Annotated in this window: 14 protein-coding genes and 1 riboswitch; all 14 genes read left to right on the top strand. The window is 68.9% G+C overall.

Going from position 1 to position 17206, the window contains the following annotated elements; genetic code table 11:
- The first annotated feature begins 22 nt into the window (after nt 1–22).
- The 14 genes from FIV50_RS11260 (at nt 23) to argH (ending at nt 17143) form a co-directional block, all read left to right on the top strand.
- Nucleotides 23–679, top strand: coding sequence for an amino acid ABC transporter permease (locus tag FIV50_RS11260; protein ID WP_140037507.1), 657 nt, complete (start codon nt 23–25; stop codon nt 677–679).
- A complete protein-coding gene (locus FIV50_RS11255; RefSeq protein WP_140037506.1) occupies nt 676–1635 on the top strand; it encodes an amino acid ABC transporter permease in 960 nt (319 codons plus the stop codon). The genes FIV50_RS11260 and FIV50_RS11255 overlap by 4 nt, the downstream gene beginning before the upstream one ends.
- A 72-nt stretch (nt 1636–1707) precedes the next feature.
- Complete coding sequence (gene pheS / locus FIV50_RS11250) at nt 1708–2748, top strand: phenylalanine--tRNA ligase subunit alpha (protein ID WP_140037505.1); 1041 nt, start codon at nt 1708–1710, stop codon at nt 2746–2748.
- Nucleotides 2748–5252 carry a phenylalanine--tRNA ligase subunit beta gene (pheT, locus tag FIV50_RS11245; RefSeq protein WP_140037504.1) on the top strand — a complete coding sequence of 835 codons (2505 nt, stop codon included), beginning with the start codon at nt 2748–2750 and terminating at the stop codon, nt 5250–5252. Before pheS ends, pheT begins: the two co-directional genes overlap by 1 nt.
- A 115-nt stretch (nt 5253–5367) precedes the next feature.
- Entirely contained in the window at nt 5368–6084 is a 717-nt protein-coding gene (locus FIV50_RS11240) for a DUF402 domain-containing protein (protein ID WP_181164207.1), read from the top strand.
- Nucleotides 6085–6147: 63 nt separating this feature from the next.
- Nucleotides 6148–7113 carry an NAD-dependent epimerase/dehydratase family protein gene (locus FIV50_RS11235; protein ID WP_140037502.1) on the top strand — a complete coding sequence of 322 codons (966 nt, stop codon included), beginning with the start codon at nt 6148–6150 and terminating at the stop codon, nt 7111–7113.
- 21 nt (nt 7114–7134) lie between these two features.
- Nucleotides 7135–7228: riboswitch (TPP riboswitch) on the top strand.
- Nucleotides 7219–8067: a hydroxyethylthiazole kinase gene (gene thiM, locus FIV50_RS11230; protein ID WP_140037501.1), complete on the top strand. Its 849-nt coding sequence runs from the start codon at nt 7219–7221 to the stop codon at nt 8065–8067. Its footprint overlaps the riboswitch before it by 10 nt.
- Nucleotides 8064–10214, top strand: a complete 2151-nt coding sequence (locus FIV50_RS11225) for a bifunctional hydroxymethylpyrimidine kinase/phosphomethylpyrimidine kinase (protein ID WP_140037500.1) — start codon at nt 8064–8066, stop codon at nt 10212–10214. Before thiM ends, FIV50_RS11225 begins: the two co-directional genes overlap by 4 nt.
- A 244-nt stretch (nt 10215–10458) precedes the next feature.
- Nucleotides 10459–11511, top strand: a complete 1053-nt coding sequence (gene argC / locus FIV50_RS11220; protein WP_140037499.1) for an N-acetyl-gamma-glutamyl-phosphate reductase — start codon at nt 10459–10461, stop codon at nt 11509–11511.
- Complete coding sequence (gene argJ, locus FIV50_RS11215; protein WP_140037498.1) at nt 11508–12665, top strand: bifunctional glutamate N-acetyltransferase/amino-acid acetyltransferase ArgJ; 1158 nt, start codon at nt 11508–11510, stop codon at nt 12663–12665. The genes argC and argJ overlap by 4 nt, the downstream gene beginning before the upstream one ends.
- Nucleotides 12662–13579, top strand: a complete 918-nt coding sequence (gene argB, locus FIV50_RS11210; RefSeq protein WP_140037497.1) for an acetylglutamate kinase — start codon at nt 12662–12664, stop codon at nt 13577–13579. The genes argJ and argB overlap by 4 nt, the downstream gene beginning before the upstream one ends.
- Nucleotides 13576–14787 (top strand): acetylornithine transaminase, encoded by a 1212-nt coding sequence (locus tag FIV50_RS11205; protein WP_140037496.1) that lies wholly within the window; start codon nt 13576–13578, stop codon nt 14785–14787. Before argB ends, FIV50_RS11205 begins: the two co-directional genes overlap by 4 nt.
- Nucleotides 14784–15713 (top strand): ornithine carbamoyltransferase, encoded by a 930-nt coding sequence (gene argF, locus FIV50_RS11200; RefSeq protein ID WP_140037495.1) that lies wholly within the window; start codon nt 14784–14786, stop codon nt 15711–15713. Before FIV50_RS11205 ends, argF begins: the two co-directional genes overlap by 4 nt.
- The gene (gene argH, locus FIV50_RS11195; protein ID WP_140038746.1) at nt 15713–17143 is read left to right on the top strand and encodes an argininosuccinate lyase; all 1431 of its coding nucleotides are present in this window, start codon (nt 15713–15715) and stop codon (nt 17141–17143) included. Before argF ends, argH begins: the two co-directional genes overlap by 1 nt.
- Nucleotides 17144–17206: the final 63 nt, after the last annotated feature.

The raw sequence follows: 17206 nt of genomic DNA, 5'->3' as shown, positions 1-17206 counted from the left end.
ATTCTGAAGAAGGGAGGGTGGCGTGGACGTCATCTTCGGCAACCTCGACCTGTGGGGGCAGGCGATCGGCAACACGCTGATCGTGTTCTTCGCCGGCGGGATCATCGCGCTGGTCCTGGGCCTGATAGTCGGGGCGATGCGTGTGGCCCCGGTGCCCATCGCCCGCGGCGTCGGCACGGCGTACGTGAACATCGTGCGCAACACCCCGCTCACCCTCGTGTTCTTCTTCTTCATCTTCGGGTACCCGCAACTCGGACTGCCCGACCTTTCGAACCTCACGCTCGGCATCCTCGCCATCGGCATCTACACGGCGACGTACGTGGCCGAGGTCCTGCGGGCGGGGATCAACACGGTCCCCGTCGGACAGGCTGAGGCCGCGCGGGCGATCGGGCTTCCGTTCGGGCAGGTGATGGGCCTCGTGATCCTGCCGCAGGCATTCCGCTCTGTCGTGCCGCCGATGATGAGCGTCTTCATCGCCCTGCTCAAGAACACCACCGTCGCCGCCGGATTCTCGGTCGCCGAGCTTGCGGCCCTGCGATCGACGATCAACGACTCGGCCGACCGTCCGGGCAATCCGATGGAGGTCCTCCTCTGGGTCGCCGTCGTGTTCGTCGCTCTGGTGCTGCTGTTGAGCTGGCTGCAGCGATATCTCGAGAACCGTTGGAGGATCGCGCGATGAGCTCTGTACTGTACGACGTCCCCGGACCCAAGGCGATCGCCCGCAACCGGATCCTCGCGGCCGCCACCATCGTCCTCGTTCTCGCTGCGGTCGGCTTCATCGTGTTCCGCATGGTCGAGACGGGCCAGTTCTCGGCCGAGAAGTGGTTCGTGTTCACGTTCTCCAACGTGTGGATGGGAATCTTCAAGGCGCTGGGCAACACCCTCGCCGCCTTCGCGCTGGCCGCTGTCCTCAGCGTCATCCTCGGTTTCGTCCTGGCGATCGGTCGGCTCTCCGACCACGCGTGGGTGCGGGTCCCGGTGACCGTGATCACCGAGCTCTTCCGCGCCGTCCCGGTGCTGGTGTTCATGATGCTGCTCTACTACGGGCTTCCCGTGGTCGGCATCAAGATGGAGCCGTACTGGGCCGTCGTGATCGCCCTCATGGCGTACAACGGATCCGTCCTCGCCGAGGTCCTGCGGGCCGGCATAGAGTCGTTGCCTCGCGGGCAGAAGGAGGCCGGCTACGCGATCGGACTCCGCAAGAGCGGCGTGATGCGTCTGATCCTGCTGCCGCAGGCGATCAGGGCCATGCTGCCCGTCATCGTCGCCCAGCTGGTCGTGACCATGAAGGACACCGCTCTCGGCTTCATCATCACCTATCCGGAACTGCTGTACTACGCGAAGCAGCTGACGTCACAGCAGGGACGCCCCATCCTGCAGTCGGCCTTCGTCATCGGCGGCATCTACATCGTCATGTGCCTCATCCTGTCGGGCATCGCCAAGTGGGTCGAGGTCCAGACTCGGCGTTCGCCCAAGGTGAAGGCGATCCACGCGGCCGAGGACCCTCGCCAGCACGGCGACGGCACCGACACCGAGCTGATCACCCTGCAGCGCGGAAGCAGCGGCTTCGGGGGTGGCGGCGGTGTCGGCGGCCTCGGTGGACCTGAGGGCGGCGGAGACCCGGGCAAGGTCTGAGGCACTGTCGTGACGCAGATCGAAAGGCCTGCGTGAGATCGTGATCCGCGACCCCCGGTAGACTCGTGTCTCGTGTCTGAGTCTCCCGAAATCACCCCGGAAGCGGTCGAAGCCGCCGTCGCGGCTGCGCTCGAAGCGATCAACGCTGCCGCCGATACCACCGAGCTGAAGGCGGCGAGAGCCGCTCATGTCGCAGACGGTTCTCCGCTGGCCGTCCTGAACGCGTCGATGCGTCAGGTGGCCCCTGAGAACAAGGCGTCCTTCGGCAAGCTCGTCGGCCAGGGCCGCGGACAGGTCACGAAGGCCCTCGCCGCCAAAGAGGAGGAGCTCGCCGCCGCAGAGGTCGCAGCCCGTCTCGAATCAGAGCGCGTCGACATCACCGCCGTCCCCTCGCGCACGCGCGTCGGGGCGCGGCATCCGCTGACTCTCCTCAGCGAGCAGATCTCGGACATCTTCGTCGGCATGGGCTGGGAGATCGCGGAGGGGCCTGAGCTCGAGCACGAGTGGTTCAACTTCGACGCTCTGAACTTCGATGTCGATCACCCCGCTCGCCAGGAGCAGGACACGTTCTACGTCGACCCGCCGTCGCGTCACCTCGTGATGCGCACGCACACGAGCCCCGTGCAGGTGCGCTCGATGCTCGACCGCGACGTGCCGATCTACGTGCTCTGCCCCGGTCGCGTGTACCGCACCGACGAGTTCGACGCGACGCATCTTCCGGTGTTCACGCAATTCGAGGGCCTGGTCGTCGACAAGGACATCTCTATGGCGCACCTCAAGGGCACTCTCGACCACGTCGCGCGTCAGCTCTTCGGCCCGGAGGCCAAGACGCGCTTCCGCACGAACTTCTTCCCCTTCACCGAGCCGTCGGCCGAGCTCGACCTGTGGCACCCGACCTTCAAGGGCGGCGCCCGCTGGATCGAGTGGGGTGGCTGCGGAATAATCAACCCCAACGTGCTCCGCGCCGCGGGAATCGACCCCGATGTATACAGCGGCTTCGCTTTCGGTATGGGTGTCGAGCGAGGACTCATGTTCCGCAGCGATGTGCAGGACATGCGTGACATGGCAGAGGGCGATGTCCGATTCAGCGAGCAGTACGGGATGGTGGTGTGATGCGCGTCCCGCTTTCGTGGCTGCGTGAGTACGTCGATCTGGCAGCGGATGCGACGCCCGAGGATGTTCTGGCGGCGATGGTCACCGTCGGCTTCGAAGAGGAAGACGTCCACCGCTTCGAGATCTCGGGTCCCGTCGTGGTCGGACAGGTCGTGTCTCTCGAAGCCGAGCCGCAGTCCAACGGCAAGACGATCAACTGGTGCCAGGTCGACGTCGGCGAGGCGAACGGCGGCATCCGCGGAATCGTCTGCGGAGCGCACAACTTCGTCGCCGGAGACAAGGTCGTCGTGACCTTGCCTGGTGCGGTGCTGCCCGGGCCGTTCCCGATCGCCGCACGCAAGACCTACGGTCATGTATCGGACGGCATGATCGCCTCGGCGCGTGAGCTGGGCCTCGGCGACGAGCACAACGGCATCCTCGTGCTCGCCGATCTCGGAATCGACGCCCCTGTCGGCACCGACGCGATCAGCCTGCTCGGACTCGACGACGTCGCTGTCGAGATCAACGTCACCCCCGACCGCGGCTACGCGTTCTCGCTCCGAGGTGTCGCGCGCGAGTATTCGCACGCCACCGGAGCGACGTTCCGCGACCCCGCGGATCGTGACTTCGCCGAACTCCAGCCCGGCACCGGTCACACGGCGATCGTCGACGACGTGGCGCCGGTCCGTGGGCGCGTCGGGGCGAGCGAGTTCGTCACCCGTGTCGTCCGTGATGTCGACCCGTCGCGTCCGACTCCGCCGTGGATGATCGCCCGACTCTCCCTCGCAGGCATGCGCTCGCTGGGGATCCTGATCGACATCACCAACTACGTGATGCTCGAGCTCGGCCAGCCGCTGCACGGATACGACCTCGACAAGCTCGCCGGAAGCATCACGGTCCGCCGCGCGACCCCCGGTGAGAAGATGACGACGCTCGACGGCCAGGAGCGCAACCTGCACGTCGAGGATCTGCTCATCACCGACGAGTCGGGCCCGATCGGTCTCGCCGGCGTCATGGGCGGCGGCACGACCGAGATGAGCGACACCACGAAGAACGTGCTCATCGAGGCGGCGACGTTCGACCCGATCACGATCGCCCGCACCGCTCGTCGTCACAAGCTGCCCAGCGAGGCGTCCAAGCGCTTCGAGCGCGGAGTCGACCCGCTCGTGCCGTTCGTCGCAGCGCGGCGTGCGGCTGATCTGATGGTCGAACTCGCCGGCGGCACTCTCACCGAAGAGGGCGGCGCCCTGTTCGCCGAGGTGTTCGTCTCCGACATCGACCTGCCGAAGGGCTTCGTGCAGGGGCTCATCGGCGTCGACTACAGCGACGACGAGATCGTGGGAGCCCTCACGACGATCGGCGGCGAGGTCACAGAGGCGGATGCCGGTTGGACCGTCATCCCGCCGACCTGGCGCCCCGACCTCACCGACAAGTGGTCCCTCGCCGAAGAGGTCGCACGCATCCACGGACTCGACCGCATCCCCTCGGTGCTGCCGACGCCTCCCTCCGGCCGCGGGCTCACCCCGCACCAGCAGGGTCGTCGCCGAGTGTCCGATGCGCTGGCTGCCGCCGGTCTCGTCGAGACGCCCTCGTTCCCCTTCACGACCGAGGCTGACAATGATCTGCACGGATCGGCGTCGGGCGAGCATCTGCCCAGCATCCGACTCGCTAACCCGCTCGACGGCTCGGCCCCCTTCCTGCGCCGCTCGCTCATTCCCGGCCTGCTGCAGACCGCGCACCGCAACATCTCGCGCGGCCTCACGGATCTCGCTCTGTTCGAGACCGGGGTCGTGTTCCTGCCCGAGCCGGGTGTCGAGTACGGCACCGATGAGGTTCCGCCGCTCGGCGTGCGTCCTTCGGACGAGACCCTCGCGGCGCTGAACGCGTCGATCCCGCCGCAGCACCGTCACGTCGCGGCACTGTTCACCGGAAATGTCGTGGCACGCCAGCCCGGCCGTGCGGCTGAAGCGGCGGGTCTGTCGGAGGCCCTGGATGCGGCTCGCGTCATCGCCGCGGCTGCCGGGGTCGACATCGCGGTGGCACAGGGTCAGCGTGCGGCGCTGCACCCGGGGCGCACCGGCGTGCTTTCGGTCGGTGGCGTCGAGGTCGGCTATGTCGGAGAACTCCACCCCGACGTCGCAGCGGGCGCAGACCTGCCGGGTCGCGCGACCGTGCTCGAACTCGACCTGGATCAGATCCTTGCGCTCGGGGGCGGCCGAGCTGTCGCCGCCTCGCTGTCGACGTTCCCCGCCGCCACGCAGGACGTGTCGCTGGTGCTGGGGGCTGACGTCCCCGCCGGCGAGATCAAGACCGCGCTGGCCGAGGGTGCAGGTGCACTTCTCGAGGCGATCCGTCTCGTCGACGACTATCGCGGCGACGGAGTCGCCGACGGCGAGAAAAGTCTGACCTTCGCGCTGCGGTTCCGCGCCGGCGATCGCACGCTCACCGCGGCGGAGGCGACCGAGGCGAAGCTCGCGGGTGTCGCTGTCGCCGCCGCGCGCTTCGGCGCGACGCTGCGCGACTGACGCAACACGGCGCGGACTGCATCCCACTATGGGATGCAGTCCGCGTTCGACCTGGATGTGGTCGACACCGCCGAGCCGACCTGAACCCGTCGAGACCCGGGGGTACCGTGTCGTGATGAGCATCCTTCCCCACAGCACGCCTGCGGCGGTTCCCGAAGGCGTCCGACCGATGGGCGAGGCGCCGTTCCTCGCACCGGGTGATCAGATCTCCTGGCACTACCGGAAGCCGGGGTGGCAGCCCGGAGACGCCTCGACGATCACACCCGTGCGAGTGGTCCGCGACGACGAGCGCGGCCTCGTCGCCTGGCTCGCCCCGGGCACGCTGCAGGAGGGGCAGGGCACTCCTGCCGGCGAACGGGTCCGGACGGTTCCGCTCGAGCGGCGATGGCTCGAACCGCGGTCGCGGATCATCGAGGAGTGGTGGGGCAACGGCATCCTCCGCATCGCCCCTGCGGGTGCTGCATGGTCGGTCTGGCTCTTCTGGAGCGAGGCCGACGGTTCTGACTGGCAGTTCGCCGGCTGGTACGTGAACCTCGAGAACGCCCATCTGCGCACCGACCGTGACACGTACTCGTCGGACCACATCCTCGACGTCGAGATCGAGCCGGACGGTCGAGTGCATCTGAAGGATGAGGACGAGCTCATCGCAGCCGTCGAGCAGGGCCGCCTCACGTCCGAGCAGGCGGCGCAGATCGAGCGGCACGCAGATGCGGCGATCGCCTCTTTCCGTGATGGAGACTGGCCGTTCGCCGAGGAATGGCGAGACTGGCGGCCTGATCCTTCCTGGTCCGTCCCGGAGCTGATGGGGCTGTCCGACCTCCGCACGCGGTGAACCGGCATCCGCCGTGAGCGGATGACACTTCCCCTTGCGCGGCGAAGATGGTGGCATGGGTGCATGACCGACGTTCTCATCCTCGGCGGAACCGGCTGGCTGTCCGGCCGCATCGCCAGACGCCTGCTCATGAACGGGGCGACAGTGATGTGCCTCGCGCGAGGTGGGCGGCCGTCACCTGAGGGCGCGAGCCTGGTTCTTGCCGATCGCGACGGCGCTGACGCGTACGACGCCGTCCGGGGTCGCGACTGGGACCACGTGGTCGACGTCTCGTCGAATGCGGCGCACGTCGCGGGGGCGGTCGAGGCGCTCGGTGAGAGAGCCGCGCGGTGGACCTACGTGTCGTCGGTCTCGGCGTACTCCGATGACGAGACGGTCGGGGCGGACGAGTCCGCGCCGCTGCACCAGCCCGCCGACCCGGGAGACGAGTACGAGTACGGGGCGCAGAAGGTCGCCGCCGAGAATGCGGTTCGCGCCCTCGGAGAGCGCACGTTGATCGTGCGTCCTGGCCTGATCGTCGGCGAGGGCGACCCGAGCGATCGCTTCGGGTACTGGGCGGCCGCGTTCCTGCGTGCCGAAGACGGCCCCGTGCTGCTCCCTCCCGCTGAGGGGCGGGACGCACAGGTCATCGACGTCGACGATCTCTCGGAGTTCATCGCCACGACGGCGGCGACCGGCGTGATCAACACGATCGGCGACAGGCATCCGCTGAGCGAGGTCCTCGACGCCGTGCGCAGACACTCCGGACACCGTGGACACACGGTGACGGCGGCGGATGACCTGCTCGTCGCGAATGACGTGGAGTACTGGGCGGGGGAGCGATCGCTGCCCCTGTGGCTGCCGAGCGAGATGACGGGTTTCATGACGAGGTCGAACGCGCGCTACCGGGCGGCCGGGGGCGAGCTGCGCCCGCTCGACGAGACGATCGCTGCCGTGGTCGAAGATGAGCGAGTGCGCGGCATCGATCGCGAGCGGAGGGCCGGTCTGACACGGGCCGAGGAACTCGCACTGCTGCAGCTGCTCGGCTGACGGCGGCCTCGCTAGACTGCGATCAGTGACACGGGGTGCCGCATCCGCGGCTGAGAACAGACCCGTCGAACCTGATCTAGTTCGTACTAGCGAAGGGATGTCGCATTGAGCGATCGTCTGCGTCCACAATCCGAATCGACCCTGGCGGCGTCGGCCACCGAGCTGCTGTCCGTGCTCCGCGAGAGACCGCCGCTGACCCACTGCATCACGAACAGCGTCGTCACGGGGTTCACCGCCAACGTGCTGCTCGCCCTCGGCGCGGCCCCGGCGATGGTCGACATCGTCGGCGAGTCCGGCCTCTTCGCGGGGGTGGCATCCGGACTGCTGATCAACCTCGGCACGCCCACGCCAGAGCAGCGGGCCGCGAGTCTCGAGGCCGTCGACGGTGCGGCGACGGCGGGGACCCCCTGGGTCCTCGACCCCGTCGCGATCGGAGCCCTGCCCGTGCGCACTGCGCTGGCGCACGAGCTGACCGCGTCGCGCCCCACCGCCATACGAGGAAACGCGTCTGAGATCCTCGCCCTGGCGGGGCTCAGTGCGGGCGGCCGAGGCGTCGATGCCACCGACAGCACGGATGCCGCTGAGGAGGCGGCGCTGGCGCTCGCCGCCCGGCACGGATCGGTCGTCGCGGTCTCGGGGCCGGTCGACCTCATCACCGACGGCCTGCGCGTGGTGCGCATCGCCAACGGACACGAGATGCTCACCCGGGTCACCGGCGGCGGGTGCGCGCTGGGCGCCGTGATGGCGGCCTTCCTCGGATCGGCGCGCGAGTCGCGCACCGATCCGCTCACCGCAGTGGCCTCGGCGAGTCTGATCTACACGGTCGCCGCCGAGCACGCCGCGGCCCGTGCGGCAGGGCCGGGGAGCTTCGCGGTCGCGCTGCTCGATGCGCTCGCCGCCATCACATCGGAGCAGGTCGCTGCGGCCGCACGGGTCGAGGAGCGCACGCTGTGATCGCGGATCTCTCGCTGTATCTCGTGACGGATCCCGGACTCTGCGGTGATCGGGGCATCGTGGAGACCGTGCGGCAGGCCGTCGACGGCGGTGTGCGGATCGTGCAGCTGCGCGACAAGACCGCGGCGGATGCCGAGATCGTCGCTCAGCTCGTCGAGCTCTCGCAGATGATCGACGGACGAGCACTGCTCGTGGTGAACGACCGCCTCGATGCTGCTCTCGCGGCGCGTGAGCGGGGCGCAAGGGTCGACGGGGTGCATCTCGGACAGGGAGACGCCCCCGTGCTGCGGGCGCGCGCAGCCCTCGGGCCCGAGGCTCTCATCGGCCTGACCGCGAACAGCCAGGAGCACTTCGACGCTGTGCGTGCGCTGCCGCTCGGCACGGTCGACTACCTGGGCGTCGGAGTGATCCGCCCCACCCACACCAAGCCCGACCACCCGCCGGCCCTCGGTGTCGAGGGCTTCCGTGCCCTCGCCGAGACGACGACGCTCCCGTGCGTCGCGATCGGTGGAGTCGGCATCGATGACACCGAGTCGCTTCGCGATGCGGGTGCCGCAGGACTCGCCGTCGTGTCGGCGCTGTGCGCGGCGGAGGATCCGGCCCGCGCCGCGGCCGACTTCGTGCGCCGCTGGCGGGCATCCGGCACGCCGCGGGTGCTCAGCATCGCAGGCAGTGATCCCTCGGGCGGTGCGGGGATCCAGGCGGATCTCAAGTCGATCGCCGCCAACGGCGGGTACGGCATGGCCGTGCTCACGGCCCTCACCGCCCAGAACACCGTCGGGGTGCGCGGAGTGCACGTGCCACCGGCGACATTCCTCCGGGAGCAGCTCGACGCGATCTCGGACGACATCATCATCGACGCGGTGAAGATCGGGATGCTCGCGAACGCCGACGTCATCCGCACCGTCGCAGACTGGCTCGGCGCCGTGCGCCCGCCGATCGTCGTGCTCGACCCGGTCATGGTGGCCACCAGCGGCGACAGGCTGCTCGATCAGGATGCGGAGGCCGCGCTGCGCTCGCTGCTCGAACGCGCCCATGTCGTGACGCCCAACCTCGGAGAACTCGCGGTGCTGGCAGGACGCTCGATCTCGGGATGGGACGACGCGCTCGCCGCGGCAGAGGAGCTGTCATCGCGTATCGACGCCGCGGTGCTCGTCAAGGGCGGGCACCTCGAGGGCGACGAGGTGCCGGACGGGATCGTCGACGTCGCTCGGGGAGTGCGAGAGGAGTACCCGGGCTCGCGCATCCGCACCGCGAACACGCACGGCACCGGCTGCTCGCTGTCTTCCGCGCTGGCCACCCGTCTCGCCCGCGGCGAGACGCCCATCGAGGCCGTCGACTCGACACGGTCGTGGCTGCGCGAGGCACTGCGGGAGAGCGAGAGCCTGCACGTCGGCCGAGGTCACGGACCGATCAACCACTTCGCAGGTCTCTGGCAGCGCGGTGGAGTCGAGACGCGCACGACGCCGGAGCAGATCCGCGCAGAGTGGTGGCAGCGCACGGCTGGCGTGCGGTCGGGGATCGACGGCCTGCCCTTCATCCGGGGACTCGCCGACGGAACCCTCGAGCGGGAGCCGTTCCTGTTCTACCTCGCACAGGATGCGCTGTACCTCCGCGACTACTCCCGCGTGCTCGCCGAGGCCTCTCGGCTCGCTCCCACGCCACACGAGCAGGCGTTCTGGGCGCATTCGGCCGACGGTGCGATCGTCGGCGAGCTCGAACTGCACGCATCCTGGCTGACGCCCGGTGCGGGGGTGGATGCCGGCACCTTCGCGGCCGTACCCGCGCCGGCGACGGTCGCCTACCTCGACCATCTGCGATCCGTCGCCTTCGGCGGCGACTACGCCGAGCTGATCGCGGCCGTGCTGCCGTGTTTCTGGCTCTACACCGATCTCGGTCGACGTCTGCATGCGGGGGAGTTCGGCGAGTTCGCCCGTGACCCCCGGCATCCGTACGCCTCATGGCTCGCGACCTACGCCGACCCCGCGTTCGTGGCGGCGACCGATCAGGCGATCGCCTATGTCGCGGCGACAGCGGCAGCGGCGTCCTCCGCTGTTCATGCGCGGATGCTCCGGGCATTCGAGACGTCGAGCGCTCACGAGCTCGCCTTCTTCGCCGCGCCGTTCGGCACCGCGATCTCTGCATGACGGAGCGGATTTGCGCATGCCGCGACGAGCGCGCTATCGTCGCGGCATGCCTTCGGCCGCCACCGCTCCTCTGACGCTCGCTCCGAGCGTCATCGCCGTGCGCCGACGCCGCAGCGGCCGCCGACTCTAGGCGACCCTGCGCTTCTGCCTGCGTACGCACGGCGGTCGAGTGCCGGTGTCGCCGCCCCGGTTCCCGACACTGCACCCCGCGTTCGATACGGGGTCCGACCGTTAAGGTAGAAGAATGACGTACTCCGTCGCCGTCTCCGGCGCATCCGGCTATGCGGGCGGCGAGATCCTGCGCCTCCTCGCGTCTCACCCCGACATCGAGATCCGCACCGTGACGGCGCACTCGAACGCCGGTCAGCCGCTCGTGCAGCATCAACCGCACCTGCGGTCACTCGCACACCTCACGCTGCAGGAGACCACGCCCGAGACGCTCGCCGGGCACGACATCGTGTTCCTGGCTCTGCCGCACGGCCAGTCCGGTCAGTACACGGATGCGCTCGGCGACACTCCGCTCGTGATCGATGCGGGGGCCGATCATCGGCTGACCTCGCGGGATTCCTGGGACGCCTTCTACGGAGGGGACTTCCACGAGCCCTGGGCCTACGGCGTCCCCGAGCTGCTCGTCGGCGGGATCAAGCAGCGCGAGACGCTGCGAGATGCGAAGCGGATCGCCGCCCCCGGGTGCAACGCCTCGACCGTGAGTCTGAGCCTTGCTCCCGGCGTCGCCGCGGGAGTGATCGACGCGGGGGACATCGTCTCGGTGCTCGCTGTCGGCCCGTCGGGTGCAGGCAAGAGCCTCAAGACCAATCTGCTCGCCGGCGAGATCCTCGGCAGCGCCAACCCGTACGCGGTCGGCGGCACGCACCGGCACATCCCCGAGATCCGCCAGGCGCTCGCCGCGGCATCCGGAGCGGAGCCCGACGGCATCCGCATCTCGTTCACCCCGGTGATCGTGCCGATGTCGCGGGGCATCCTCGCGACATCCACCGCGCCGATCGTCGGCGATGTCAGCGATGCCGAGATCCGGGCCGCGTGGGAGGACGCGTATGGAGACGAGACCTTCGTGCAGCTGCTGCCCGCAGGCCACTTCCCTCGCACCGCCGATGTGCTCGGCGCCAACACCGCGCTGATCGGACTTGCGATCGACCGCGCGGCGAACCGTGTGACGGTGGTCACCGCGGTCGACAATCTCGTCAAGGGCACCGCAGGCGCTGCCATCCAATCCATGAACCTCGCGCTGGGACTGCCAGAGTCCCGCGCCCTCTCAGTGAACGGAGTCGCGCCGTGAGCGTCACCGCCCCCGCAGGATTCGAGGCGGCCGGAGTCGCCGCCGGTCTCAAGTCGACCGGAAAGCCCGATGTCGCCGTCGTCGTCAACCGAGGCCCCCGCAAGGTCGGTGCAGCCGTGTTCACGAGCAACCGCGCCAAGGCCAACCCGATCATCTGGTCGCAGCAGGCGGTCGCCGACCGTGTCGTCGAGGCCGTCGTGCTGAACTCCGGCGGAGCGAACTGCTTCACCGGCAGCTTCGGATTCCAGACGACCCACCAGACCGCCGAGAAGGCGGCCGAGCTGCTCGGTATCAGCGCCGGTGATGTGCTCGTCTGCTCGACCGGCCTCATCGGGGTCGGCGACGAGGTCTTCCGCGGCAAGGTGCTCTCGGGCACCGAACAGGCGATCGCCGAGCTGTCGACCGACGGCGGCCAGGTCGCGGCCGAGGCCATCATGACCACGGACAGTGTCTCGAAGACCGCGGTCGTCAGCCGCGACGGCTGGACCATCGGAGGCATGGCCAAGGGGGCGGGCATGCTCGCTCCCGGCCTCGCGACGATGCTCGTCGTCATCACGACGGATGCTGTGCTCGAGCCTCTCGAGGCGGATGCCGCGCTGCGGTTCGCGACCGGCACGACCTTCGACCGCCTCGACTCCGACGGCTGCATGTCGACCAATGACCAGGTGACCTTGCTCGCCAACGGCGCCTCCGAGGTGGCCCCCGACCTCAAGGACTTCTCGGCGGCGCTCGCAGAGCTGTGCCAGGAGCTCGCGGTCAAGCTGCAGGGCGATGCCGAAGGTGCGAGCCACGACATCACCATCGAGGTGCGGCACGCCGCGACCGAGGGCGAGGCCGTCGAGGTCGGCCGCTCCGTCGCGCGCAACAACCTCTTCAAGGCCGCGATCTTCGGCAACGACCCCAACTGGGGCCGGGTGCTCGCCGCGATCGGCACGACCAACGCGCAGTTCGACCCGTACGACGTCGACGTCTGGATGAACGGCGTCCGGGTGTGCAGCGAGGGCGGTCCCGACCGTCCGCGCGAAGAGGTCGACCTCACCCCTCGCGCCACGCACCTCGTGATCGACCTCAAGGTCGGCGAGGCCACTGCGACGATCCTCACCAACGACCTGACCCACGACTACGTGCACGAGAACAGCGCCTACGCCTCATGACCGACATCCAGGACACCACGCCTGACGTCGCCGCCGTCAAGGCCGCGACGCTCATCGAGTCGCTCCCGTGGCTGAAGAAGTTCCGCGACCAGATCGTCGTCGTCAAGTACGGCGGCAACGCGATGGTCTCGGACGAGCTGCAGGAGGCCTTCGCGCAGGACATCGCCTACCTGCGGTACGTCGGTGTGTTGCCGGTGGTCGTGCACGGCGGCGGGCCGCAGATCTCCGACATGCTGCAGCGCCTCGAGATCCCGAGCGAGTTCAAGGGCGGCTACCGGGTCACCAACACTGAGGCGATCAGCGTGGTGCGCATGGTGCTCACCGGCCAGGTGAACCCGCAGCTGGTGTCGAAGATCAATTCGCACGGCCCGATCGCCACCGGGCTCAGCGGTGAAGATGCGGGGCTGTTCGGCGGGCGTCGTCGCGGTGTCGTGATCGACGGCGAGGAGATCGACCTCGGCCGTGTCGGCGATGTGGTGGAGGTCGACCCGACGCCGGTGCTCGATCACCTCGCGGCCGGTCGGGTTCCCGTGGTGTCGAGCATCGCCCCCGACCTCGATCACCCGGGTCAGTCGCTCAACGTGAACGCGGATGCCGCGGCGGCCGCGCTCGCGGTGGCCCTCAAGGCGCGCAAGCTCGTCATCCTCACGGATGTCCCCGGACTGTACGCCGACTGGCCCAACCGCGACTCTCTCGTGTCGCACCTCACGTCGGAGGCTCTCATCGAGATGCTGCCGACCCTCGAGTCAGGCATGATCCCGAAGATGAAGGCCTGCCTGGACGCGATCGAAGGCGGCGTCGACGCCGCCGCCATCATCGACGGACGCGTGCCGCACTCGGTGCTCGTCGAACTCTTCACCAGCAAGGGAATCGGAACAGAAGTGGTCATGGGAAGCGCAGGAGTGACGGCATGAGCAACTGGCAGGATGACGCAGCGAGCGATCTGGTCCTCAACGCAGGGCCCCGCCTGGCGATGCTCACCCGAGGGGAGGGGTCGTACCTCTGGGACTCCGAGGGCAAGCGCCACCTCGATTTCCTCGCCGGCATCGCGGTGACCTCGCTCGGGCACGCGCATCCGGTGTTCGTCGAGGCCGTGTCGACGCAGGCCGCGACCCTCGCGCATGTGTCGAACTACTTCGCGACCCCGTCGCAGCTTGCGCTCGCCGCACGGTTGAAGCGCCTGGCCGGTGCCGGGATCGACGGACGCGTGTTCTTCTCGAACTCCGGCGCCGAGGCGAACGAGGCCGCGTTCAAGCTCGCCCGCCTGCACGGCGGAACGGAGAAGCCGCGGATCATCGCGCTCGAGAACGGATTCCACGGCCGCACCATGGGATCCCTCGCGCTCACGGCGAAAGCGGCGATGCGTGCACCCTTCGAGCCGATGCCCGGCGGAGTCGAGCACATCCCGGCGACGATCGAGGCACTCGAAGCCGCGATCGACGACCGTGTCGCCGCCGTGATCGTCGAGCCGATCCAGGGCGAGGCCGGCGTCGTCGAGCTTCCTGAGGGGTACCTCCAGGCGGCTCGGTCGCTCACCCTGAAGCACGGGGCGCTGCTCATCGTCGACGAGATCCAGACCGGCGCGGGGCGCACGGGTGCCTGGTTCGGATTCAGCCACGAAGGCATCACGCCTGACGCCATCACGCTCGCGAAGGGCATCGGCGGCGGCTTCCCGATCGGCGCTCTCGTCACCTATGGTGCGGCGAGCTCGCTCTTCACGCCCGGCTCGCACGGCTCCACGTTCGGCGGTAACCCGCTTGCGACGGCCGTGGCCGACGCGGTGCTCACCGAGATCGAGAGCGCAGGCCTCGTCGACAACGCGGCGCGCCGTGGCGAAGAGATCCGCGAGATCATCGCCGATATCGACTCGCCTCTCGTCACGGGAGTGCGTGGCCGAGGACTTCTGATCGGGGTGGCTCTGGGCGCCCCCGTCGCGAATGACGTGGTCGCGGCTGCTCAGGAACGCGGTCTCATCGTGAACGCCGCGAACCCCGAGACCGTGCGCATCGCGCCCGCCCTCACCATCGGAGACGCCGAGCTCGCCGAGTTCCGCGAGCTCTTCGCCGCGTCGCTCTCCGACGTCCAGACATCCCTCGCCGAATCCGGAAAGGCCCTCGCATGACCCGCCATCTGCTGCGTGACGACGATCTGACCCCCGCTGAGCAGGCGGAGATCCTCGATCTCGCCATCGAGCTGAAGAAGGACCGCTGGGCGAACAAGGCCCTCGAGGGCCCCCAGACGGTCGCGGTGATCTTCGACAAGTCCTCCACTCGCACCCGCGTCTCGTTCGCCGTCGGCATCGCCGACCTCGGCGGATCGCCCCTGATCATCTCGACCGCCAGCAGTCAGCTGGGCGGCAAGGAGACCCCGTCCGACACCGCTCGGGTGCTCGAGCGTCAGGTCGCGGCGATCGTCTGGCGCACGTACGCGCAGGCGGGGCTCGAGGAGATGGCCGCTGGCACGACCGTGCCGGTCGTCAACGCGCTCTCCGACGATTTCCACCCGTGCCAGCTGCTCGCCGACCTGCTCACGATCCGCGAGCACAAAGGAGAGCTGAAGGGGCTCACGCTGACGTTCTTCGGCGATGGGCAGAGCAACATGGCCCACTCGTATGCGCTCGCCGGCGTCACCGCGGGAATGCATGTGCGCATCGCCTCGCCTGCCGACTACGCGCCGCGCGCGGACGTCGTCGAGGCGGCCGACCGCCGCGCCGCGGAGACCGGCGGCTCGATCACCCTGTTCACCGATGCGGTCGAGGCAGCGGCCGGGGCCGACGTCGTGGTCACCGACACCTGGGTGTCGATGGGCAAGGAAGAGGAGAAGCTCGCACGCATCCGCGATCTCGGTGGCTACAAGGTGACGCCCGAGACGATGGAGATCGCCGACTCGGAGGCCATCTTCATCCACTGCCTTCCCGCCGACCGAGGCTACGAGGTCGACTCCGAAGTCATCGACGGACCGCAGAGCGTCGTGTGGGACGAGGCGGAGAACCGCCTCCACGCGCAGAAGGCCTTGCTCGTCTGGCTGCTCGACAAGAAGGACGCATGATGGTCGACGCGAAGAACGACGGCACGAACGAGGGCGCGCTGTGGGGTGCCCGCTTCGCGAGCGGACCGTCTCCCGAGCTGGTCGAGTTGAGCCGGTCGACGCATTTCGACTGGATCCTCGCACCGTACGACATCGCGGGCTCGCACGCGCACGCGAAGGCGCTGGAGGCCGCCGGATACCTCGAACCCGACGAGGCGGCGAGGATGCACGAGGGGCTCGATGCCGTGGCGCGCAAGGTCGCCGACGGCACGCTGCTGCCCGTCCCCTCGGACGAAGACGTGCACGGGGCTCTCGAGCAGGCTCTTATCGCCGAGCTCGGGCCTGAGCTCGGCGGGCGTCTTCGTGCCGGCCGCAGCCGCAACGATCAGATCGCCACGCTCGTGCGGATGTACCTGATCGACCACGCTCGAGTGATCGCGCGAGACCTCCTGCGGGTCATCGACGCGCTCGTCGCACAGGCGGAGGCTCACCCTGACGCGATCCTCCCCGGACGCACGCATCTGCAGCACGCGCAGCCAATGCTCCTCGCGCATCACCTGCAGGCCCACGGGTGGCCGCTCGTGCGCGAGCTCGAGCGTCTGGTCGACTGGCGTCGCCGTGCCGGCGTCTCGCCCTACGGCGGGGGAGCCCTCGCTGGTTCGACGCTCGGACTCGACCCCGCGCTGGTCGCATCCGAGCTCGGACTCGACCGCCCGGCCGAGAACTCGCTCGATGGAACCGCGGCGCGCGACGTCGTCGCCGAATTCGCCTTCATCACGGCGATGACCGGGGTCGACATCTCGCGCCTGAGCGAGGAGATCATCCTCTGGAACACTCGAGAGTTCGGCTTCGTCACTCTGCACGACGGGTACTCGACGGGCTCGAGCATCATGCCGCAGAAGAAGAACCCCGACATCGCCGAGCTCGCTCGCGGTAAGTCCGGGCGCCTGATCGGCAACCTCTCGGGGCTGATGGCGACGCTCAAGGGGCTTCCGCTCGCCTACAACCGCGACCTGCAGGAAGACAAGGAGCCGGTCTTCGACTCGGTGCAGACCCTCGAGGTCGTGCTGCCGGCTTTCGCCGGGATGATCGCGACGCTGCGCTTCGACACCGAGCGCATGGCCGCCCTCGCACCTCAGGGATTCTCGCTCGCGACTGACGTCGCCGAGTGGCTCGTGAAGCGCCGCGTGCCGTTCCGCGATGCCCATGAGATCTCCGGCGCGCTGGTGCGTGCCTGCGAGGAGCAGGGGATCGGCCTCGAGGACGCATCCGACGAGCTGCTGATCTCGGTGTCGCCCCACCTCACGCCCGAGGTGCGAGAGGTGCTCACGATCGAAGGATCCGTGGCCTCCCGCACGGGCGTCGGTGGAACGGCTCCTGTCCGGGTCGCCGAGCAGCGTGCTGAACTGGTCGCCAGAGCGCAGGCGGCCGCACACGCCCTGGGTCTCTAGTCGGACGCCCCGGCGGATGTCGGGTGACAGCCGTCCGGATCTCGGACACCTGACCTCGGGTGG

It is taken from the genome of Microbacterium foliorum, assembly GCF_006385575.1.
GTDB classification, from domain to species: Bacteria; Actinomycetota; Actinomycetes; order Actinomycetales; family Microbacteriaceae; genus Microbacterium; species Microbacterium foliorum_B.
This window is presented reverse-complemented; position numbering and strand designations above follow the sequence as displayed.

Excerpts from the sequence above, each read along its gene's own strand:
- argH (WP_140038746.1), top strand. The coding sequence starts at position 15,713 with ATGGTCGACGCGAAGAACGACGGCACGAACGAGGGCGCGCTGTGGGGT.
- argB (WP_140037497.1), top strand. The coding sequence starts at position 12,662 with ATGACCGACATCCAGGACACCACGCCTGACGTCGCCGCCGTCAAGGCC.
- pheT (WP_140037504.1), top strand. The coding sequence starts at position 2,748 with ATGCGCGTCCCGCTTTCGTGGCTGCGTGAGTACGTCGATCTGGCAGCG.
- argC (WP_140037499.1), top strand. The coding sequence starts at position 10,459 with ATGACGTACTCCGTCGCCGTCTCCGGCGCATCCGGCTATGCGGGCGGC.
- FIV50_RS11240 (WP_181164207.1), top strand. The coding sequence starts at position 5,368 with ATGAGCATCCTTCCCCACAGCACGCCTGCGGCGGTTCCCGAAGGCGTC.
- argF (WP_140037495.1), top strand. The coding sequence starts at position 14,784 with ATGACCCGCCATCTGCTGCGTGACGACGATCTGACCCCCGCTGAGCAG.
- FIV50_RS11235 (WP_140037502.1), top strand. The coding sequence starts at position 6,148 with ATGACCGACGTTCTCATCCTCGGCGGAACCGGCTGGCTGTCCGGCCGC.
- FIV50_RS11205 (WP_140037496.1), top strand. The coding sequence starts at position 13,576 with ATGAGCAACTGGCAGGATGACGCAGCGAGCGATCTGGTCCTCAACGCA.
- FIV50_RS11255 (WP_140037506.1), top strand. The coding sequence starts at position 676 with ATGAGCTCTGTACTGTACGACGTCCCCGGACCCAAGGCGATCGCCCGC.